A 19,867-nucleotide genomic window follows, 5' to 3' on the forward strand; every position below is an offset into this window, starting at 1 on the left:
CGCCTCTACTGATAGTTCAACTCATGAATGACGGTGTCGGAGTTTCCATTTTGATAATAGAAGTGCCATTTCGAAGTGTATGGCCAGTAGCGTGCTACATATTCACCCCACAGCACCGCCTCGCCCCATGGGCCAGCGTGTGTATAGGGCTCTGCACGATTGATCGCAGGAACGTTGTATTTGTTGGCAGGCAGCAGCCAGGAAACGTTGGTGCCGTATCTGAAGAGATCATCTTGTGAAAACACAGGGTTGTGATTACCCGTGGTATAGAGGTTGTAGTGACGAACGCGGATAAAACCGCCGAAGTTCTGTATGCCGACACAGCAGCCTGTCAGGTTGGCCGTCAGAAACAATACCGGATTGTTTCCGGTAGGGTGGGCTGGCAGGTCAACGTAGAAACCGGTGTTCTCATCCCACGGCAAGTAATAGGCGGCGTGGGTGTTGCCGGCGACGAGTGCCAGCAGCTCATTACTGATATCAAGGTCTTCATCGAAGTTCACAGTCCCGACATGTGCATTGGGAAAGGTGGGACGCAGATGCCTGTCGAGTTGCTCAAGTCTGGCTTTCAACATGGTTCAATTCTCCATCGAATGTCCTTGTTTTTCCTTACAGGCCCGGGCGCTGGCGTTTTTCACCATGCGTTGATCATTCCCACATTCCATATCGCCTGATGAAACCCGGCCAGGTACAGGCCACCCATGGCCCCCCAGGTCAAGCGGACGGTAATGGGATTGGCAGTCGGATTGGCATACGGGGCTACGGCCATGGCGTTGTTGGAAACGGTACCGCCGGCACCCAGTTGAGTGATGACAAAGCGAATCAGCAAGCGCTCCAGGTTTACCGCGACACCATCGATCACTGCATTGAATGCAGCCGGAGGGGCGGGTACTGCAAGCACAGGAGCGGGAGCGACGCCAAAGACCGGAGCAGTATTCTGGCAAGTGGTTGTTCCCCAGGTGACGCCGATTCTGGCCATTTCGGCCGGTAAAAAACCGGTCTCTGTAATCGTCGCCAGGCGGGTGTTGAAGCGTGTTCCTATATCGTTGGCGATACCGATGTAGCGGTTGTTGGAGTTGGAGTTGACAATGATGTACGTCCCCGCCATGCCATACATTCCACCTGGCAAAAGCGCGTTTCCAAAACCTCCCGCGGCCAAGGGGGGCGGCGCCAATCCTCCAAGGTGCGCAGAGTTGTTCAAGTTGAAATGTATATTCCCCATGTTTTCGTCCCGTCGTTTTGTTTCCGTATGAGCCTTGGGTACGCTTTATTCCAACACCCACTCCGCCAACTTCCCCGTCACCTGCGTCATCAACACATTCTCGACATCCCGCGCACCCGCCGCGCTGCACTTGGCGAGTACCGCTTTCACAATTCCCGAATCAAATTCGAACTGCTTGCCGGTCGCAGCCTTGTAGCGCCCACGCAATTTCTCCAGCTTCGCCAACACAATCCCTTCCAGCGTCGCCTCATCCAGCGGTCGATACGCAACCACCGTCATGCGCGCCAGAAACGCCGGGCGGAAGGCTTGCAGGAGGACTTTGTGCAGCGCTTCGTTGAAGGCTTCGCTACCGATTTGCGACATCGGGGTATCGAGTAGCAATTCGGCCCCGACATTGCTGGTGGCAAGCATCACGGTGTTCTTGAAGTCGACCACCAACCCGGTGCCGTCTTCCATCAAGCCCTTGTCGAACACGTTGTAAAACGCTTCCAGCACATCCGGATGCGCCTTCTCGATTTCGTCCAGCAATACAACCGAATACGGTTTGCGCCTCACGGCTTCGGTCAACACGCCGCCACTGCCATAACCGACATAGCCCGGCGGGGCGCCCTTGAGCTGGCTGACGGTATGGGCTTCCTGGTACTCGGATAAATTGATGCTGATCAGGTTGCGTTCGCCGCCGTACAAGGCATCGGCCAGCGCATACGCGGTTTCGGTTTTGCCAACGCCCGTGGGGCCGACCAACAGGAACACGCCGACCGGTTTTTGTGGATCGGTGAGCCCCGCCCGATAAGCCTGCAAACGCTGGGCGATGGTGTTGAGCGCAGTGCTCTGGCCCATGACGCGCTGGCCCATGCGGGTGCCGAGGGTGCGCACGGCATGAGCTTCGTCGGCAAGCATCTTGCCGACGGGGATGCCGGTCCAGCCGGCGATCACGGCAGCGACGGTTTTGCTGTCGACCTGTTCCGGCACCAGCGGATCGTCCTGGCGGATCGCATCCAGTCCCGCCTCCAGGCGCAGCAGTTCGGCGGCCAGATGATCGATGCGGCTGTCGGTGGCCTCGTCGGGTTTGTCGCTGTCGGCGCTTTCGCTCAACGCCAGCAATTCGCGGCGTGTTTCGAGTAGTTCACGCACGGCGACACGCTCTTCACTCCAACGAGTTTCCAGTTCGCGGATGGCCTGCACATTGGTTTTCGATTCATTTTCCAGCAGCGTGATGCGCTCACGATGATCCAGCCCCGTGGCCTGCTCCCGGCGCAGGCGCTCGACTTCATCCTTGAGGCTGTTCTGCCGGTGACGCAGGCTTTCCAGCGGTGGCGGCACGTCATGCTGACCAAGGGCGACCCGGGCGCACGCGGTGTCGAGGACGCTGATGGCTTTGTCCGGTAGCTGGCGTCCGGAGATGTAGCGGTGCGAGAGTTTCACCGCTTCGTGGATCGCCGCATCCAGCACTTGCACGCCGTGATGCTGTTCGAGTTTGGCAGCTACGCCACGGAGCATTTCCACCGCAGTGGTTTCGTCCGGCTCTTCCACCTGCACGAGTTGAAAGCGGCGGGCGAGGGCCGGATCCTTCTCGAAGTATTTCTTGTATTCCATCCAGGTCGTGGCGGCCAACGTACGTAACTCACCACGGGCCAACGCAGGTTTCAGCAGGTTGGCCGCATCGCTGCCGCCCTCTGCACCGCCGGCACCGATCAGGGTGTGGGCTTCGTCGATGAACAGGATGATCGGCTTGTCGGCGCTGCGAACCGCGTCGATCACGCCTTTGAGCCGTTGTTCGAATTCACCTTTGACCCCGGCACCGGCCTGCAACAGGCCCAGGTCGAGCACCCGCAGGCTGACTTCCTGCAACGACGGCGGCACGTCCCCGGCGGCGATGCGCAGTGCCAGGCCTTCGGCCACGGCGGTTTTGCCCACGCCCGGCGCGCCGACCAGAATCGGGTTGTTCTGCCGGCGCCTCAGAAGAATGTCGATGCACTGACGAATCTCGCCGTCGCGACCTACGATCGGGTCGATGCGCCCGGCGTGGGCGTCAGCGGTCAGGTCCTGGGTGTATTGGTCCAGTACCGAATCCTGACGTGGCGCCGGATTTCCAGAAGACACAGAGCGCGGGCCTGCGTGCTCGCGGGAGTTCTCCGTCCACTCCAGCAGGTTCGCGCGCAAGGCTTCCTTGGGAATCCGCAACAGTGATGAAGCACTGTTGAGCAGCAGACTGCGGCGCTCGTCACGATCGATCAGTGCCAGCAACAACAACCCGGAACGAATGCTGTCGATCCCCAGCACACTGGCCTGCACCACTGCATCCTCCAGCAATCCCAGCGTGTGCGAGGACAACGCCGGGGTGCGTGTGCTGCCGGCCTTGAACAGGTCCAGCGCCTTGTTGATTTCAGTTGTCAGTGCATCCCGTTCCAGCCCGAAACGCGGCAGCAGAAAAGCAAAGTCGCCACCGTCGATGTCGAGCAATTCCAGCAACAGATGCTCGATTTCGACAAAGTGATGCCCGTGCTGTAAACAGCGCTGGGCGGCGCGTTCGAGGGCGCGGCGGTTGTCCGGGTTGAGGCGTCCGATCAGGCTGGCCAGTTCCATTTCAGGTGATCTCCAGCTGACGAAGACGGGTTTCGATCCGTTGCACTGCAAGGCTGGCCTGACGCTGCAAACCACCGTTCCAGCTCAACAACGCAGGGGCCTGGCGGCCGAGTTTCAGCGGCCCGGCGCCGCGTACCAGCATCACCAGTTTCACGTCCAGATCCGGGCCGAAATACAATGCTGCCAGGCTCGCCAGTGCCGGGTGCGTTTCGCCGTCCGGCAGAAAGCTTCCTGCTTGCGCCGAGGACAATGGCCCGAGCGTCAAACGAATCCCGGCATGCTCATCCCAGACCCGGGTGCCGGCCACGGCGCTGCGACCCAGTTGCAGATTGCGCCCGCCGGCCTTCATGACGCTGCGACTGGCGTCCGGAATCTCACGCCATGCACCTTCATAGGCGCTCAGCTCCACCGGCACGGCAAATTGCTCGCGGACAATGGCTGCGAACCCCGCCAACGACCGGCGGCCATCGGCGTACAACGCGGTGCAGGCAAGAACGGCGCAGTCGGGAATCGCCTGGCGCTCCTGCAGGGACTTGGGCAACAACCCGGTCAGGGCCCGCAATTGCGCCTGCGCCGGCGAAGCACCGGGCGTGGTAAACCCGAGGGCGATCCGGTGTTTGCGCATCACCTTGTACAGCAGGCTGAGCAGCCGATGCTGGAACAGGTCGAGGAATTCGGCGGGTGCGTGATCCTTGGCCCGGGCCCGTTGTTGCAGCCATTCCTGATAGGCGTAGGGCAGGGGACCGTCGGGGCCGCCGAGGCCGAACATCGGCGAGTTGAGCGTCAGCGGTTCACCGGGCTTTTCTTCCAGGCTTTCGATCTGGCTGGCGGCGAACACGGGCGTCAACGGCCCGCGCAATTTCAGCGCTTCGGCCTGCGGCGACGTGCCTGAACCGAGGGAGTCGGCCTGCGGCTGTTCGCGCTCCAGCAGCAGCAACGCCTGCAACCATTCGAACGCCTGCGGATCGCGGCGCAGACGCTGGCCCAGGGTCAGAGCGACAGGGGCATGCCGGCTTGGGGTTGCCATGCCTTGACCTCCTTGTCAGCCTGCATAAGCACCGTGCGCACAAAGCGATTGGCCGTGGCGTACACCGAAAAGAACTGCGCGAGCACCGCCGAGAACAGCACCGCGCTGCTGCCGACGAAATGCTGCGGATCGAGCTGCAACTGCACTTCAAGCCCGTTGCGCCAACCGCGCCAGGCATCGGCGCCAACGTGGCCGATCACCCGTTCGCAAGCGAGGCTCAGCAAGCCATCGATCTGGCGCAGGGCGCTGGCTTCATCACGCAGGTTATGCAGATGCAGAATCTCCTTCAGCGCATCCAGCGCCTGCGGTCCTTCGACCAGCGACAAATGATTGAGGGTCAGTTGCGACACCAGCCGCCAGCGCGAATCGCCGTCCAGTCGCGGCAGGCTCTGCGGGCTCGGCGGATTGCGCAGGCGTGCCCATGCCACCGGGCCCGGCCGCTCGAATCCCAGCGGCGTGCCAGCCGGCAGACTCTGGGCGAGGTGGCGGTTGGTGCACAGCAGTTCGGCCGTAAGGCTGTAGTCGGGAAGATCGGTTTGCGGTTCAAAACGGGTATCGACGACACTGACCAGAAGATCACTGCCGAGCCGGTTCGGCGACTGGCCACTGATTCGCCGCGCATGCCAGTAACGCTGTTGATCGCCGCCGCTGTGCTGGCTGCCGTAATAGGCGGGCAGGCGCTGCACGCCGGTGCTGGAGCTGGAGCGCATCGCGCGGATGCTGTGGATCTCGACGCTGTTTTCCCGGTGGCTGTCGGCGACCAGTCGGTATTCGCTGCGGGTACCGTCGGGGCGCAGCGGCTCGGAGGTGCGCGGGAACAGATTGATCACCGGGGCACAGCCGAGGGCGATGTCGCTGGCCTGCAAGTGCAATCGACCCGCCGGCGCACGGTCGAAAACGATGTACAGGTAAAGCGTCTGGCTGTCGCTGGATACGCCGGAGAGCGGCAGGTCGAAGAAATGGAATTTCTCCGGGAAGGCAAAGTACTCCGCCAGCAGGCGCATGCCCGGGTGCACGCCGTCCTCGTCCGGCAGCAGCACTTCGTCGTCGGAAAAACCGACGATCTGCGGCAGTCCCTTCAATTTCGCCGGAATACTCCCCGGTGAGCCTGCGAGCACCTGCACGGCGTGTGCGCCGAGCAGGTCATAGAGCCCGGCGTTGATCACCGGTGAGGCGGCCAGGTGAATGCGTAAACTGTCGATCTCCAGCTCGGACCATTGGCTTTCGCCCAGGCACCGCAGGCTCAGGCGCAAGGCCGAACGGGACTGCGCCACACCGGTCAGCGCCTGGGCTTCGTCACTGCCGAGCAACAGCGCTTCGGTCACTTCGTTGGGCCACAGCCGCACGGCGGCACTGGTGCGAAAGTGAATGCTTTCACCCTTGCTGGTGGTGACGAATAGTGGCGTGTCACGGGGCAGGGGATAGCCGCCGTCGAGTTTGCCTTTGCTCGGGTCCGGCTCGAACTGCACGATGGCGCAGGACGGCAGCGGGCGCACGGCCAAGGGATAGAGTTGTTCCAGCAAGGCATCGCTGAACTCGGCGTAGTCGTCGTCCAGACGCCGTTGCAGACGCGCCGCGAGCAGGGCGAAACCTTCGAGCAAACGCTCGACGTGCGGGTCGGGGCACTCACCGGGAGACAGCTCCAATCGCCGCGCGACTTTCGGATAACGCTCGGCAAACTGGCTGCCTGCATGGCGCAACCAGGTCAGTTCACGCTGGTAGTAGTCGAGCAGTTGCGGGTCAATCGAGTCGCTCATGGCGCACCTCCAGCCCTTCGTTGCCGGGCTCGATGACAAAGGCCACCGGCCAGTGCTGAAAGCCGCTGCGCAACTCGCCGAGCAGGCGGATGCTCAATCGCTGCGGGTGCTCGGGGAGGGGATTGACCTGAACCTCGCCGAGCAGCAGGCGCGGTTCAAAATGGGTGATGGCCTCGCGAATGTCCCGCGCCAGGCGACGGCGGTCATCGCTGCGCTGTTGTTGCAGGGCGCTCCAGTCGGCGATGCCGTAGTCGATCACGCTCGGAGGTGTCGTCAGTGCGCGCGGGCCTCGGCGGGTGTTGAACAGGCGCCCGAGCTCGGCGTGCACCGAGTCGAGCAGATCCTGCCGATTGAACACCGGCGGCTCGTCGGCCTCGCTCCAGGCGAGGCGTTCGAACAGCGGTGCACGTATGCCGGTGCCTGCCATGGCGAGGGCGTCCGGTTACTTGCTGGCCTTGTTGGCCGCCAGGTCCCAGACCGTGCCGGCGGTGCCTTCCTTGGTGCCGTCGTCTTTTTGCGCGGTGAGTTCCCATTTGATCTTGGTGAAGTTCAAGGACAGGGTTTCCACCGGTTTGCCCCCGGTGCCGCCGCTGACGCTGACGTTGGAGATCACCACGTTGGTCAGGGTGTAGATGATGAACGGCATGATCTGCCCGCTGCCTTCGGCGGCGTTGCGACCGATGGTGATCTTGGCTTCCGGGATCGGCTTGCCGGCACAGCAGTACTCGTTAAGCGAAGGGGTCGAGCTGTCGATGAATTTGGTCAGGGTAAATTCACCGATGTGCGGCCGGCCGGAGGTACGTTCCGAGTTGCTGACGTCGTTGGTCACCTGCATCGCCACGTTGTGGCTGTAGGACATGACTTCGATTTTGTCCTTGTAGCCCTCGAGCAGGCTGTCGCCTTTGATGTCGCCGCCGAGGTCGAGAATGATTGCATCCATCGCTTGAAACTCCTGAAGGTTGTCGCGCTAGACAAACGGGGGAGCGCCCGCAGGGAAATCCTGCGGGCACAGGCAGGTCAGGCTGCTACCGGAGGCGGCAGGGTGGCGACCAGGCGGATCGACGCGGTCAGCTCTTCCAGCTGGAAGTGCGGCCGCAGGAATACCGTCGCGCGGTAGGCACCGGGTTTGCCGGCGACTTCGGTGACGTCCACCCGCGCTTCACGCAACGGGTATTGCGCCTTGATTTCCTGCGGCGCGTTGTCGTTGATCAGCACGTAGTCGGCGATCCAGTTGTTGAGGTAGGTCTGCACGTTGTCGCGGGTCATGAAGCTGCCGACCTTGTCGCGCATGATCACCTTCAGGTAATGGGCGAAACGCGAGGCCGCGAGCACGTACGGCAGCATCGCCGAGATCCGTGCGTTGGCGTTGGCCTCGTTGGTGTTGTAGACCTTGGACTTGTTGGTGGTCTGGCCGCCGAAGAACACCGCGATGTCGCTGTTCTTCTTGTGGCACAGGGCGATGAAACCGAGGTCGTTGAGTTCCTTCTCTCGACGGTCGGTGATCGCCACTTCGGTCGGGCATTTGAGCGACAGGTCGCCGGAACTGGTACGAAAAGTGTGCGCCGGCAGGCCTTCGACCGCGCCACCGCCTTCAGCGCCACGGATCGCCGCGCACCATCCGTATTTGGCAAAGGCCTCGGTGATGCGTTGCGACAGCGCCCACGCGGCGTTGCCCCACAGGTATTTGCTGTGGTCGGTGCCGTTGGTGTCTTCGACGTAATGGATGCCTTCTACCGGCGACGTGTCCGGGCCGTAAGGCAGGCGCAGCAGGAAGTGCGGTAGCACCAGGGAGACGTAGCGCGAGTCCTCGCTTTCACGGAATGAGCGCCACTTGATCAGCTCCTGGCTCTCGAAGACTTTCGACAGGTCCCGGGGCACGGCCAGTTCGGTGAAGCTGTTCATGTCGAACAGACGCGGGCTGGCGGCGGCAATGAATGGCGCGTGGGCAGCGGCGGCGACGTTCGAGAGTTTTTCCAGCAGGCCGATATCCTGCGGGTGACGACCGAAGGTGTAGTCACCGACCAATAGGCTGAACGGATGGCCACCGAAAGTGCCGTATTCCTCTTCGTAGATCTTTTTGAACAACGCGCTCTGGTCGAACTCGACGGCTTTTTCCAGGTCGTTCTGCAGCTCTTTCTGCGTCACGTTGAGCAGGCGCAGTTTCAACCGGGTGCTGGTTTCGGTGTTCTGCACCAGCATGTGCAGGCCGCGCCAGGACGCTTCGAGTTTTTGCAGGTCCGGGTGATGCAGCACCTCGTTGAGCTGGGCACTGATCAGTTCATCGATCTTGCTGATGCGGTCATTGATCATCGCCACGGTGTCCTTGTCGATGGCCATGCCTTCGTCGAGTACCTGGGTGGCGAATTCCGCGAGCATGTCGCGGGCATAGTCCTGCTGGCTGTCGTCATGGGCCATGCGGCCCTCGGCGATGATCCGGTCAAGCAGGGATAAAGTTTCGGCGGCAGCATTTTCGCTGGCTTGATTCTGGGCGGCGGCGGGCATGGCGAATTCTTCCTCGGTCAGGTGGACGATCAGGCTTGCGGTTCAGCCGGAGCCTCGGCGTCAGCTGCCGGGACAGCGGTGTCCGGGCGAGCCGATTTGATCTCTTGCAAGCCTTCGGTGTTGGCGATGACATCGCGCAGCAGCTTGTCGAGATCGTCGTTGCCGTCGAGTTTGGTCAGCAGGTCGCGCAGGCGCTGACGGGCTTCGAACAGGCGACGCAGCGGAGTGACTTGCTCCACCACCTTGACCGGGTCGAAATCGTCGATGTGTTTGAAGTTGAGTTCGATGTTCAGCTTGCTGTCGTCGCCGCTGAGGGTGTTGTTGACTTGCAGCGTGGCGCGAGGGGCGATGGAGGCGAGGACGTCGTTGAAGTTGTCGCGGTCGATTTCGGTGAAACGGCGTTCAGTCAGTTTTGCCAGTGGTTCGAGCGGCTTGCCCGAGAGGTCGGCAAGAATCCCGACCACCAGCGGCAATTCCTTTTTCTCGATGGCGTTGCCGATTTCGACGTCATAGGTGATTTGCACTCGGGGCGGGCGAACCCGGTCGAGCTTGTGCTGGGTACTTTCTGCCATGTCGGCGGACTCCGATGCGATGAGCGGGCGCAATGCATCGGGGAGGCCCGTTCATCGCTTTCCCTTGCTGGACCACAGGTTAGAAAGGGAGGCAGATGACCTGTCGTTCCTTTGACAAACCTTCCACATTCGGCTGTAGGAACCGAACTACCCAAGACGCTAGAACAGGTCTATAAAAATGCAAGCGAAAAACTTTTTTGGACTGTCTCGCGAAAAGGAAAATTCATTTTGTCTTCACGACTTTTTCTAACACTCGGCTTTGCGCTGCTCGCGGGCTGTTCGTTCTTCGGGCCGAAAGTCGACCTCGACAGCCTGACCCTCGACGTCGCGCCCAAGGCCAACGACGACACACCGATTGCCGTGGATTTCATCGCGGTCAACGACCCTGACCTGCTCAAGCAACTGTCGGGCATCAGCGCCCGGCAGTGGTTCGCCGGGCGCGAGCAGTACCAGCGCGACTATCGTCAGCTGATGAGCGTATGGGGACTGGAGCTGGTGCCGGGGCAATTCATCGACCGCCAACCCTTCCCGCTGGGGGGCAAGCGGGCGGCTGGACTTTTAGTCTTCGCCAGCTATAACACACCCGGAGCGCACCGCTTGCGGCTGGACGATCAGAGCGATGCGTGGCTCAAGTTCGACAGCCGCGAGATGACCCTGGTCAGCAAGGAAAACTGAAAAAACCGTCCGCCGCCGGTTCGCGGTGCAGTCGAAGGGAGTCGTATGAGTCTGCTACCTGACGCGGTCTGCTGGCATGAAGGCATGCAATTGCTGCCTCAGCATTTTCAGTTGCAAGGCCTGCGGGCCGAAGCGCTCGGCGCGCATCTGGCCCAGGCGTGCAATCCGTGGTTCTTCGGGGTCAGTCACATGGAGTTCGACCCTTCGGCGATGAGTGCCGGGGTGGTGCGGGTGATGTCCTTGCAGGGGACGATGCCCGATGGTTTGCCGGTCAATCTGCAGGCGGGTGTCGGGCCGTTGGTGGAGCTGGATGTCGGCCCGTCGATCAACGAAACCGATGATGCAACGGTCACCGTGTACCTCGCGATCAGCCCTTTGTGGCGCGCCGGTCAATTGTTGCCGCTCAAGGGCCGTTTGCAGTCGGTGGTCGGCGAGGCCCTGCCGGATCTCACCAGCGGCGAGTTCCCCGAATCGATCACGGTGTGGCGACCCAATCCGCGTCTGTGCACGCAACTCAACAAGGCGGACTCGATCTGCCTGCCGCTGCTGAAAATCCGCAGGGAGGGTGGCGGTTTCCTGCCGTTGCCGTATACACCGCCGACGCCGGTCCTGTTGCCGGAGTCGCCGCTGGGTCGGCGGATTGCCGGGCTCTGCGCACGGGCCCGGGAAAAGTGCCTGTTTCTCGGCGGGCGCCTGCGTCAGGCACAACAGTCCGGCAATCAGGACGATGCGCTGGAGATTCGCCGTCAACTGACCGCGTTATGGACGCGGTTGCCGGAAATCGAAGGCTCGCTGAACAGTCGCATTGCTCATCCGCAGGCGTTGTATGTGCAACTGCTGGGGCTGGCCGGCGCGTGGTCGGCGCTGGATCCGCTGGCGGGCGTGCCGTCGTTTGCGCCGCTGGATTTTTTCGAATTGCAGCGTGGGTACGAACCGCTGCTCGATTGGCTGGAAACCACGCTGGAACTGATTCGCGCCGGTTATCGCAGCATCGCTTTCGAGCGCAGCGAACACAGCTTTTCCATTCAGTTGCCGGACGAGCAGCCCAGTCAGCGGCTGGTCATCGGGTTGCGCATGCCCAACGGTGCCAGCGAACAGGCGGCCGGCGAGTGGTTGCGCGGCGCGATCATCGCCTCGGCGCCGCACATCGCCTTGCTCAGCCGCCAGCGTATGAGTGGCCTGACGCACCAGGCCATGAATCGCAGCGAGCAAGTGGCCTATAGCGTCGGCGACGACACCCGACTGTTTGTGGTGACGGCCGAAGGCAACTGGTTCGACGCGCAATTGCCGCTGGTGATCGCCGCGCCGGCCACCCGGTTGACCAGCAGTCCGTGGCAAGTGGTGCTGTTTGTCGCCCAGAACAGTGAAAGTGCCTGATCACACAAGGAACGCCGTATGTCGCAAGGAAGTGCCGCAAACCTTGGGTTGCAGGACGCACCGTTGAGCAGCGCGTTCCGTCAGACATGGCAGCAGTGGCAACTGGACTGGACGCAGTTGCCCAAGGACATCGAGGACGATGCGGCGCTGGTCGAAACCGTGGTCGAGCTGTCCACCCAGGCTTCACAACGGTTGTGGCGCACGGCGTTTTCGCGGGTCGGCGACTCGGCGACCGAACAGGTCAAGGCGCTGGTGTATGCCTTCGTTGCGCTGGTCGATGAAACGCTGCTGTTCAGTCCATGGCCGGGCCAGAGCGCCTGGCAGGAAAAACCTCTGGAATCGCGTCTCTACTCCAGCCGGCAGGCGGGTGAGCAGTTGCCGGCGGCGATCCAGACCCTTCTCGATGAGCAGCAACCCACCACCCGCGATCTCGCCAACGTTTACCTGCAATGCCTGATTCTCGGTTTCCACGGGCGCCTGCGCGGCGAACACGGTCAGGCGCAACTGGAAAAGTGGCGGCTGGCGCTGTTCACCTTTGCCTGGCAGGACGAGGCCAGTTACGACGATGTCAGCCAGCGCCTGGTACAACCTTCGCTGACCACGCCGCTGCAATTGCCGGTGCGCACGGCGTTGCCGGACGGCTTTCGTCTGGCGCTGGGGATTCTGGCGATGGTGCTGTTGCTGACCGGGGTCGGCCAGTTCTTGTGGAGCGACATTCGTTCCGAACTGGAGCCGGTGCTGCAAACCACCGACTCGATGGCGGCGCCGGAGCAAGACTCATGAGTACCTTGACGATCGTCGCGTGGGTGGTGGCGGTGCTGTTGCTGCTGGTGATCGTCGGGGTGGCGGTGTGGTGGCTGCGCACTCGAAGCGGCGCGGCGATCCGCAGTTTCTATCTTGCGGTGCGGCACATGGAGCAAGAACAGGGCACTCACGATCGCTATCAGTTGCCATGGCTGCTGATGCTCGGTGATGAGGTCCAGGGCACGCAACTGGTGACCGAATGGCGCCTGCAACCCACCGACAAGCCGGCCTGGTTCGGCCGTTGGTGGTCGGACCCAGAAGGCGCGGTGCTGGTGGTACCCCAAGGCCTGTTTCTGCCGGAAGACGGCATGCATTTGCAACGGGGCGGCTGGTGGCGATTGCTCGGCCTGATCCTGCGCCTGCGCAGCAAGCGTCCGCTCGACGGCGTGATCTGGACCGTGCCGGTCAGTCGCCTGGGCAATCTGGAGCAGGCGACGCAGTTGGGTCTGGCGGCGCGCCGACGCTTCATCGACCTGTTGCAACGTTTTGGTTTGAGCGTGCCGGTGTACGTGATCGTCACCGGTCTTGAAGAACTGCCGGGATTTCAGGACCTGATCAGTGCGCTGCCGGATGAGGCGCGCGAACGCACCCTGGGCTGGTCATCGCCGTTTGCGCGGGATGCGGTGTGGCAGGGTCAATGGAGTGATCAGGCGCTGGATCGCCTGCACCGCGCCGTCGCCGAAGCGGTGATTGAACTCGGTACGTTGTCCGGGCAGTTGACTGCGGACCTGTACGCCTTGCCCGAGCGTCTCGAAACGCTGCGACGGGGTCTGCAGAATGTGCTGGAACCGGTGTTTCAGGGCAACGCTCAGGGCGAGGCACCGTGTTTTCGCGGTGTGTATTTCAGCGCCAACCAACCGGCCGACGACGCACTGGACGGCTTCAGCGCCGATGACAGTGGCCTGCAGCGCAGCGTGTTCATGCGTCAGTTGTGGCGCCAGCGCCTGGTGGGCGAGCGGGGGCTGGCACAGGGGGTGCCGCGTCTGTTGCGCCTGCGTCAGCGCTGGCAACGGCTGACGGCCGGCGTGGCGCTGGTGGTCGGGGTCGTCTGGGCGCTGGCGATGTTCTGGGTGTGGAACCAGTCGGTCAAGGATGCCCATGAACTGGCGCGGCTGATGCAGGGCGCGCAGAAGAGTTACGTCACGGTCACCGATGACGCCCACCGCGTCGAGCCGACCCGGCGCAACGTGCAGAGCTTCTGGCGGGTGCTGGAAAAGGCACCGCACTGGCACTACGTGTCGCTGGCGTTTCCGTCATCGTGGGTTTCTTCTGTCGATGTGAAGATCGAACGGGCGGTGTTCCAGTCCGCCCAGCGCCATATGATCCAGCCGCTGCATGAATTGCTGGTGGCGGAGCTGGCGAAGCTCAAGGCGATCCGCGCGACGGATCGGCGCAACAGCGTCGAAAGCGAAGACCCGGCCCAGTGGCAGACTTACCAGAAAGCCACGGACCTGGTGGACCGGGCGCTGCGCCTGGAACAACAGAACCAGTTGTTCGCCGAGGTGCAGAACAATCAGCGAGTACCGCTGGACGATCTGGTGCAACTGAGCAACAACGCGCTGTCGCTCAACCTCAACGCGGCGACGGTGCCCCACGCCGCTTACTACAACCGGCTGCTGGCGGCGGGGGACAGCGGTGATTTGCAGGCGCTGGACTTGAGTGTCGAGCGGCCGTTGATCGTCAGCAATTTCAATGGGCTGATGGAGCGCTGGCTCGACCAGTATTTCCTGGCCGACAACTTTGTCAGCAAGGCCGGCTACCTCAAGTTGCACCTGGAGCAGCTCGAGGCCGGGAGTGGCAACAGCCTCAGCGAGCTGGAAGACCTGCGTGCGCTGATCGATGACCTGCAAGCGGCGATTGCCCTGACCAACTCGACCTGGAGTCGCGGCAAGGGCCAGGAGCTGGTGCCGGGCTACCGCGAATTTCTCGACAAGGTGCGCAAGAGCACGCTTCTCGGGCCGGCGGTCGAGCAACAACTCGATGCCCAGGCAGGCAAGTTGCAGCAGAGTTTCCGTGACCAGTGGATCGCCCAGATCGGTTCGCGCGGCAACTTGCTGGTGCAACAGGGCAGCGGGCAACTGGCGTTGCAGGATCAGGTGGTGAAACTCAATAACGCGGTGCAGGCACTGTTCAAGCGCGACTTCGTGTCCATCGCCATGCGCGCCACCGAAGACAACGTCAACCTGCAAGGGCAGACCGTCGATGGCGACGACCTCAATACCTCGCTCAACTATTTCACCAGCTACAAGAGTTACGTCGCCGAAGAACTGCCGCGCATCCCGCCGGTTTATCGCGAGGCGTTGCTGCAAGCGGCAGAAGGCGCGGCGGCGCAGGCCATGTGGCTGAGCCTGAAGGATCACAACGACCAGACGCATCCCTACGCGGTGTTCAACGTGCAGGCCGAGCAGGCGATGGCTTTGCAGAAGGCCTTTGTCGAAGTCCATCGCAGTGATCTGGCGGCGCGTCTGCAAGGCGCGCTGAATCGCCGGGCCCTGGCGCAGATCGTCAACGGTCTGGATGAAATCACCGCACAACCTTTGTTTGGTGGCCGGACTGAAATCAGTCAGTGGGACGGCTCGAAAAACCTCGGTCTGCAACTGTACGGCGCCAGCGATGTGCAGGATTTGAAGCTGAGCCTCAAGCAGCAATTCAACACCATGCTCGGCATCACCGAGCGGCGCACCTCGGCGTTGCAGTGGCTGATGACCCAACAGGGCAATCTGTCGGCGCTGGATTACGAACGGGTGACCCAGTTCAGCGCACTCAACGACGAACTGCTCAAGTACAAGGATTCGAACCCGGCCAGTTCGCCGGCGCAGATCGAGCAACTGGTCAGCCGCGATTTCATCGAAATGGACACCGGCTCCTGCGTGCAGGTGTTGCAGACCGCCAATCTGGCGGGCGGGCGCGGTACTCTGGCGATGCGTGCGGTGGAGCTGCAACAGTCGGCCATGCAGCGTTGCCAGTACCTGCAACAACAGCAGGCTGCGGCGGCGTGGAATGAGCTGGCCAACTATTTCAATCAGTACCTGGCCGATCGCTTTCCGTTTGCCAACGGTTTGCAGGCACAGGATGCGGACCCGGCGCGGGTGCAGCATTTTCTGGAAATCATCGACAAGCGCCTGCCGGTGGCTCAGGCCGGACTGGTGCTGAGCCAGACCCCGGAACGACTGGCGGCGGAAGACTTTCTCAACCGTCTCAAGCAGGCAAGCCTGTGGCTGACGCCGCTGTTCGTGCGTGACAAGAGCGGCATTCTTGGTGTCGAGATGGACGTTCGCTGGCGCACTGATCGTGATGATGAGCGCGGTGCCGATCAGGTGATTGCCGGGGGCTTGCTGGCGGGCAGTCAGCAAATCAACTATCCCGCCGCCGAACAGCCGAACCTGCGCTGGATGGTCGGTCAGCCGATCCGCCTGACCCTGCGTTGGGCGCGCAACGGCCGTGAGCGCCCGGTCAACGATCCGCTGCAACCGAACCTGGTGGTGCGCGACATGGAGGCGGGCTGGGAGTACGGCGGTCCATGGTCGTTGCTGCGGCTGATGCGCGCGCATTTCTCGGTGCAGCGCCAGCCGAGCATGGATTACACGGATTTTCCGCTGACGTTGCGCCTGCCGGTCACTGCGCTCAATGACAGTGTCACCAGCGAATTCACCCGGATGTTCGTGCGGCTGTCGTTGATGAGCCAGGGTTCGAAACTGCCGCTGTCGATTCCACCGTTGCCGACCCGGGCGCCGCGTTCGCCGTTCCAGGTGACCGGCACCACCGCCGCCATTGAATCTCGCGAGGAGGGCCTGTGAGCCTGCCATCTGCAACCTTGCCCGACCTGATCGATCAGTTGCTCGCACCGATCAGCCCTGATGCGCCTTGTGGTGCGGATCTGCGTTACGAACGCGAGTTCGATCAATTGCGCGACCTGCGCCGTGAAGACGATGCGAGCCTGCCGACCGGGGTCTGGCAATCGACGTTGAAACAGGCGAACTGGCCGGCAGTGGAAACACTCACCACCACGCTGCTGATCGAGCGCAGCAAGGACCTGATGCTCAGCGCCTGGCTCGGCGAGGCCTGGCTGCATCTTCAGGGGCTGGATGGATTGCCCGGCGGCCTGGCGCTGATCGCCGGATTGTGTGAGCGCTATCCCGAACAACTGCATCCGCAGGCCGAGGAGGGCGACCAGTCATGGCGGGTGATTCCTCTGGAGTGGCTGGTGCGGCGGTACAGTGAAGTGCTGCTGACTCGGGTGCCGCTGTTCGGCTCGCACAACAGCGATTTCGAGGCCTGCAACCTGGAAACCTGGCGCCGTTTGCAGGTGCAGCAGGTGCAGGTCAACGACAGCAAGAATGCCAAGGCTTCAGCGGAGACTGCGCGCAATGAACAGAAGAAACTCAGCGAACAGGTGCGCGCCACGCCGCTGGCGTTCTGGCTGCGCCAACAGGGCAATCTGCTGTTGAGTCAGCAACATCTGCAACGTCTGAACGCCTGGAGCGATACCTACCTCGGTGATCAGGGGCCGGGTCTGCAGCCCTTGCAGGAGATCATTCAAGCGCTGCTGAAACTGGTTCAGGAGTTCATTGCCATGCACCCACAAAAACCGGCGCCGGTCGCACCCGTCGAAACCACCGTGGTGGAGGCGCAACCGGTCGAGGAAGCCGCCGTGGCGGCGCAGGTCTTTCGTGAGCCGGCGAGCCGTGAAGAGGCCTATCGGCAATTGCTGCTGATCGCCGAGTACCTGGCCCGCACCGAACCCCACAGCCCCGTGCCGTACTTGATCCGGCGTGGAGTGGAATGGGGCAACAAGCCGTTGAGTGAACTGCTCGGCGAGCTGATCTCGGCCGACGCCGAATCGCGACGGCTGTGGACGTTGCTCGGCGTACTTTAGTGCACGCGCTGGTTGTTCTGTTTCGGCGGCAGTGTGAGGGGTGTCAGTACCGGCTCCCCGGAAAAGAACGCCACCAGGTTTTTCCCCACCAGTTCCACGGTGCCTTGGGTGGCTTCCGGTGACAGCCCGGCGACGTGGGGGGTGAGAATCACGTTGCTCAGGGTTTTCAATGCGTCCGGAACCCGCGGTTCGTGGTCGAACACGTCCAGTGCGGCACCGGCAATTCGCCGTTGCTCAAGTGCCGTGATCAGGTCCGCGGTGGCGATCACGCTGGCGCGGGCGATATTGACGATGAAGCCTTTGGGCCCCAGCGCGTCCAGCACGGGGCGTGTCACCAGATGCTGGCTGCCGATGCCGCCGGGCGTCGCCACCACCAGAAAATCCGAGGCCCGGGCCAGTTCGGTCGGGGTCGAGCAGAAGGTGTAAGGCACATCGTTGCGCACCTGGCGGTTGTGGTAGCTGATCTCCATGTCGAAACCCAGATTCGCCCGTTTGGCGATGGCCATGCCCACTGCGCCGAGGCCGAGAATCCCCAGCCGCTTGCCCGCCAGGGACGGGCGCATGATCTTCGGCCATTCGCCACGGCGCACGGCGGCATCGCAGCGTGGAATGTCGCGTACCAGCGCCAGCAGCAACGCCATGGCATGGTCGGCCACCGATGACGCGTTGACGCCGGCACCGTTGGTGACGGTCAGGCCCCGGTTGCTGGCGGCTTGCAGGTCCACTTGTTCATAGCCGGCGCCGATCACGCAGATGATTTTCAGCGCAGGCAATGCGGCGATTTCTTCGGCGTACAGACCCAGTGGGCCACGGGTCAGCACTGCGTCGATACGAGCGCCGTGAGTGGCAATGGCCTGGGCGCGTTCGGCGGGAGTCGGGGCAAGAATCAGGTGAAAGCCCTGTCGTTCAAGAATGGGCAAATAGTCATTGATGGTTTCAACCAGTACCAGAACGGTGGCGGGCATTGCTCGGCTCCTGTGATCGTCGGCGGGTCGGTCGCGAAAGTCGTGTCAGAGTGCTGATTGCAGAGCGGTTTGGCAATGGCCGACATTGCCCCGCACCAGCCAGTGTAGGAGCTGATGCGGGGAGTGCGCGGGCGCTTCGTCAGAAGGCGATGTCGGCGGTGCCGAACAACTCGCGGACGCTGCGCCGGCGGATCGCGAGCAGGTGCATCAACTGGCGTACTGGGCGATGCCGTTGCCGAACGACCAGTTTTCCTTTTTCACCTCGACCAGATTGATGAACACATCTTCCAGACGGATCGACAGATGCGTGTTCAGGTTCTGGGCGATGGTCTGGTACAGCGCCTTTTTCTGCTCCAGCGTCCGGCCCTCATTGAGGGTGATCTGGATGATCACCAATTGGTCGCTGCGCTGGATCCCCAGGTATTGAGTATCGAAGACGAAATGCTCGCCGTCGTGCTCGGCCAGGATCTGGAAGTTGTCGTGCTCCGGCACATTGATCGTGCTGCGCATGGCGGCGTAGATCTGCTCGCCGATGCGTTTGGCGAAGGTCGGGTCGGGGCGTTTCTTGAGTTCGACGCGGACGAGGGGCATGAGCGGGCTCCATGGGGCAGGGGACTGGAAGGGGCTGTCAGTCGGTTCGCCATTGGGTATAGCTGAAAATGCCAATCTGTGAGGTTGTTTAAAAACGTTAGGAAACGGATGCCCGCGTCCTGCTGAATTTACGGATGTTGCCTACGAGTGCTGCCGGATTTATCCGCTATACGGCGAGATGTGAAGCACGAAACCATAGAGAGCAGGACAGGACGCGCTCTTCAGGATGGGACGTAGGCCTGGACGGAAATTGCCATCAGCCAAGGAAGGCCAATGCTTCAGAACAACCGTGAAAACCTGGAACTCGACAGGCTGCATAACGAAACGCGAAAACTTGTGGCTGAAAGGCAGAAGCTTCTGGCGGAAGAAAAGAAGCTGAAGTGGGAGACGTATTTTTATCCAGTCGCGGTAGTGGCCGGCGTGTTAACGGCAAGCGCGGCATTGGCGGGCGTCTTTTTCAGGTTTTGAGCGTTGGCTTTCGCAATCTTCAGACACATGACCCAAAAGGAAATCAACATGAGTACCTATGACGCCAAAGCCAGAATGGAACAATTGGAACGGGAACACGATGAGTGGGCCGAAAAAATACGGATCAAAAACAGGAAAGAAATGCGCCCGATCTGGGGCTTGCTGGGTCTGGGCATCTTTTGCATGTCCCTTGGCTTCATGTTGGCCCGATCGATTTGATCGGGTTTTCCCGATGACGCATTCGGCGCCGGAACGTGTCATAAAACGACATTAGACGTATCTGGCGTCGACAGTGTTTTTCCCAAAAACGACAATCCTCCAATCTGCTCCGCACAACCATTCCTCAGCTAAGTCTTTGCTTCCGCTCATTTATCGCGGAGAATCGCGCCCCTGTTTCGGCCGGAGCATGTCTGTCGGTTTTTTCCGACGCGTCCTGACCGAGTGGCAA

General features: G+C 61.8%; 18 protein-coding genes. 7 read left to right on the plus strand and 11 right to left on the minus strand.

All coding sequences use genetic code 11. From position 1 onward, the window contains the following. Positions 1-5: 5 nt before the first annotated feature. The 9 genes from DXT77_RS08345 to tssB all read right to left on the minus strand — a co-directional run bounded on the left by DXT77_RS08345 (position 6) and on the right by tssB (position 9,663). Positions 6-572 carry a hypothetical protein gene (locus DXT77_RS08345; protein WP_119427295.1) on the minus strand — a complete coding sequence of 189 codons (567 nt, stop codon included), beginning with the start codon at positions 570-572 and terminating at the stop codon, positions 6-8. A 59-nt stretch (positions 573-631) separates the two neighbouring features. Continuing rightward, on the minus strand, positions 632-1,105 hold the full coding sequence (locus DXT77_RS08350) for a GIY-YIG nuclease family protein (RefSeq protein WP_218568650.1): 474 nt from the start codon (positions 1,103-1,105) through the stop codon (positions 632-634). Between the two features lie 159 nt (positions 1,106-1,264). Beyond that, a complete protein-coding gene (tssH, locus tag DXT77_RS08355; RefSeq protein ID WP_119427297.1) occupies positions 1,265-3,805 on the minus strand; it encodes a type VI secretion system ATPase TssH in 2,541 nt (846 codons plus the stop codon). Between the two features lies 1 nt (position 3,806). Next, on the minus strand, positions 3,807-4,832 hold the full coding sequence (gene tssG, locus DXT77_RS08360; RefSeq protein WP_119427298.1) for a type VI secretion system baseplate subunit TssG: 1,026 nt from the start codon (positions 4,830-4,832) through the stop codon (positions 3,807-3,809). Further along, entirely contained in the window at positions 4,796-6,589 is a 1,794-nt protein-coding gene (gene tssF, locus DXT77_RS08365) for a type VI secretion system baseplate subunit TssF (protein WP_119427299.1), read from the minus strand. Before tssF ends, tssG begins: the two co-directional genes overlap by 37 nt. Beyond that, positions 6,573-7,016: a type VI secretion system baseplate subunit TssE gene (gene tssE, locus DXT77_RS08370; protein WP_119427300.1), complete on the minus strand. Its 444-nt coding sequence runs from the start codon at positions 7,014-7,016 to the stop codon at positions 6,573-6,575. The genes tssF and tssE overlap by 17 nt, the downstream gene beginning before the upstream one ends. A gap of 15 nt (positions 7,017-7,031) precedes the next feature. Next, positions 7,032-7,529 (minus strand): Hcp family type VI secretion system effector, encoded by a 498-nt coding sequence (locus DXT77_RS08375; protein ID WP_025111453.1) that lies wholly within the window; start codon positions 7,527-7,529, stop codon positions 7,032-7,034. Between the two features lie 77 nt (positions 7,530-7,606). Then, a complete protein-coding gene (tssC, locus tag DXT77_RS08380; protein WP_119427301.1) occupies positions 7,607-9,091 on the minus strand; it encodes a type VI secretion system contractile sheath large subunit in 1,485 nt (494 codons plus the stop codon). Positions 9,092-9,120: 29 nt separating this feature from the next. Further along, positions 9,121-9,663: a type VI secretion system contractile sheath small subunit gene (gene tssB / locus DXT77_RS08385; protein WP_007958861.1), complete on the minus strand. Its 543-nt coding sequence runs from the start codon at positions 9,661-9,663 to the stop codon at positions 9,121-9,123. 228 nt (positions 9,664-9,891) lie between these two features. Between tssB and DXT77_RS08390 the strand changes: the two genes are divergently transcribed. The 5 genes from DXT77_RS08390 to tssA are packed head-to-tail and all read left to right on the plus strand — an operon-like array spanning position 9,892 to position 17,395. Continuing rightward, on the plus strand, positions 9,892-10,338 hold the full coding sequence (locus tag DXT77_RS08390; RefSeq protein WP_119427398.1) for a type VI secretion protein: 447 nt from the start codon (positions 9,892-9,894) through the stop codon (positions 10,336-10,338). Positions 10,339-10,383: 45 nt separating this feature from the next. Then, positions 10,384-11,715 carry a type VI secretion system baseplate subunit TssK gene (gene tssK / locus DXT77_RS08395; RefSeq protein ID WP_119427302.1) on the plus strand — a complete coding sequence of 444 codons (1,332 nt, stop codon included), beginning with the start codon at positions 10,384-10,386 and terminating at the stop codon, positions 11,713-11,715. A gap of 18 nt (positions 11,716-11,733) precedes the next feature. Further along, positions 11,734-12,498, plus strand: coding sequence for a DotU/TssL family secretion system protein (locus DXT77_RS08400; protein ID WP_119427303.1), 765 nt, complete (start codon positions 11,734-11,736; stop codon positions 12,496-12,498). After that, positions 12,495-16,316 carry a type VI secretion protein IcmF/TssM N-terminal domain-containing protein gene (locus DXT77_RS08405; protein WP_119427304.1) on the plus strand — a complete coding sequence of 1,274 codons (3,822 nt, stop codon included), beginning with the start codon at positions 12,495-12,497 and terminating at the stop codon, positions 16,314-16,316. The genes DXT77_RS08400 and DXT77_RS08405 overlap by 4 nt, the downstream gene beginning before the upstream one ends. Then, positions 16,313-17,395, plus strand: a complete 1,083-nt coding sequence (gene tssA, locus DXT77_RS08410) for a type VI secretion system protein TssA (protein ID WP_119427305.1) — start codon at positions 16,313-16,315, stop codon at positions 17,393-17,395. The genes DXT77_RS08405 and tssA overlap by 4 nt, the downstream gene beginning before the upstream one ends. On the opposite strand, the gene DXT77_RS08415 is transcribed toward tssA, so the two are convergent. Beyond that, a complete protein-coding gene (locus DXT77_RS08415) occupies positions 17,392-18,360 on the minus strand; it encodes a 2-hydroxyacid dehydrogenase (RefSeq protein WP_119427306.1) in 969 nt (322 codons plus the stop codon). The two genes, tssA and DXT77_RS08415, sit on opposite strands and share 4 nt — an antisense overlap. Before the next feature lie 207 nt (positions 18,361-18,567). Continuing rightward, entirely contained in the window at positions 18,568-18,951 is a 384-nt protein-coding gene (locus DXT77_RS08420) for a tautomerase family protein (RefSeq protein WP_119427307.1), read from the minus strand. 273 nt (positions 18,952-19,224) lie between these two features. Between DXT77_RS08420 and DXT77_RS08425 the strand changes: the two genes are divergently transcribed. Continuing rightward, the gene (locus DXT77_RS08425; RefSeq protein WP_085732020.1) at positions 19,225-19,419 is read left to right on the plus strand and encodes a hypothetical protein; all 195 of its coding nucleotides are present in this window, start codon (positions 19,225-19,227) and stop codon (positions 19,417-19,419) included. Positions 19,420-19,467: 48 nt separating this feature from the next. Further along, complete coding sequence (locus tag DXT77_RS29900) at positions 19,468-19,638, plus strand: hypothetical protein (protein WP_167443778.1); 171 nt, start codon at positions 19,468-19,470, stop codon at positions 19,636-19,638. Positions 19,639-19,867: the final 229 nt, after the last annotated feature.

The organism is Pseudomonas sp. 91RF (assembly GCF_003576265.1).
GTDB lineage: Bacteria > Pseudomonadota > Gammaproteobacteria > Pseudomonadales > Pseudomonadaceae > Aquipseudomonas > Aquipseudomonas kribbensis.

Coding starts and splice junctions, on each gene's coding strand:
- tssK (WP_119427302.1), top strand. CDS start 10,384: ATGAGTCTGCTACCTGACGCGGTCTGCTGGCATGAAGGCATGCAATTG.
- DXT77_RS08405 (WP_119427304.1), top strand. CDS start 12,495: ATGAGTACCTTGACGATCGTCGCGTGGGTGGTGGCGGTGCTGTTGCTG.
- tssF (WP_119427299.1), bottom strand. CDS start 6,589: ATGAGCGACTCGATTGACCCGCAACTGCTCGACTACTACCAGCGTGAA.
- DXT77_RS08350 (WP_218568650.1), bottom strand. CDS start 1,105: ATGGCGGGGACGTACATCATTGTCAACTCCAACTCCAACAACCGCTAC.
- tssG (WP_119427298.1), bottom strand. CDS start 4,832: ATGGCAACCCCAAGCCGGCATGCCCCTGTCGCTCTGACCCTGGGCCAG.
- tssE (WP_119427300.1), bottom strand. CDS start 7,016: ATGGCAGGCACCGGCATACGTGCACCGCTGTTCGAACGCCTCGCCTGG.
- DXT77_RS29900 (WP_167443778.1), top strand. CDS start 19,468: ATGAGTACCTATGACGCCAAAGCCAGAATGGAACAATTGGAACGGGAA.
- tssH (WP_119427297.1), bottom strand. CDS start 3,805: ATGGAACTGGCCAGCCTGATCGGACGCCTCAACCCGGACAACCGCCGC.
- DXT77_RS08420 (WP_119427307.1), bottom strand. CDS start 18,951: ATGCCCCTCGTCCGCGTCGAACTCAAGAAACGCCCCGACCCGACCTTC.
- DXT77_RS08375 (WP_025111453.1), bottom strand. CDS start 7,529: ATGGATGCAATCATTCTCGACCTCGGCGGCGACATCAAAGGCGACAGC.
- DXT77_RS08345 (WP_119427295.1), bottom strand. CDS start 572: ATGTTGAAAGCCAGACTTGAGCAACTCGACAGGCATCTGCGTCCCACC.
- DXT77_RS08425 (WP_085732020.1), top strand. CDS start 19,225: ATGCTTCAGAACAACCGTGAAAACCTGGAACTCGACAGGCTGCATAAC.
- tssB (WP_007958861.1), bottom strand. CDS start 9,663: ATGGCAGAAAGTACCCAGCACAAGCTCGACCGGGTTCGCCCGCCCCGA.
- DXT77_RS08415 (WP_119427306.1), bottom strand. CDS start 18,360: ATGCCCGCCACCGTTCTGGTACTGGTTGAAACCATCAATGACTATTTG.
- tssC (WP_119427301.1), bottom strand. CDS start 9,091: ATGCCCGCCGCCGCCCAGAATCAAGCCAGCGAAAATGCTGCCGCCGAA.
- DXT77_RS08400 (WP_119427303.1), top strand. CDS start 11,734: ATGTCGCAAGGAAGTGCCGCAAACCTTGGGTTGCAGGACGCACCGTTG.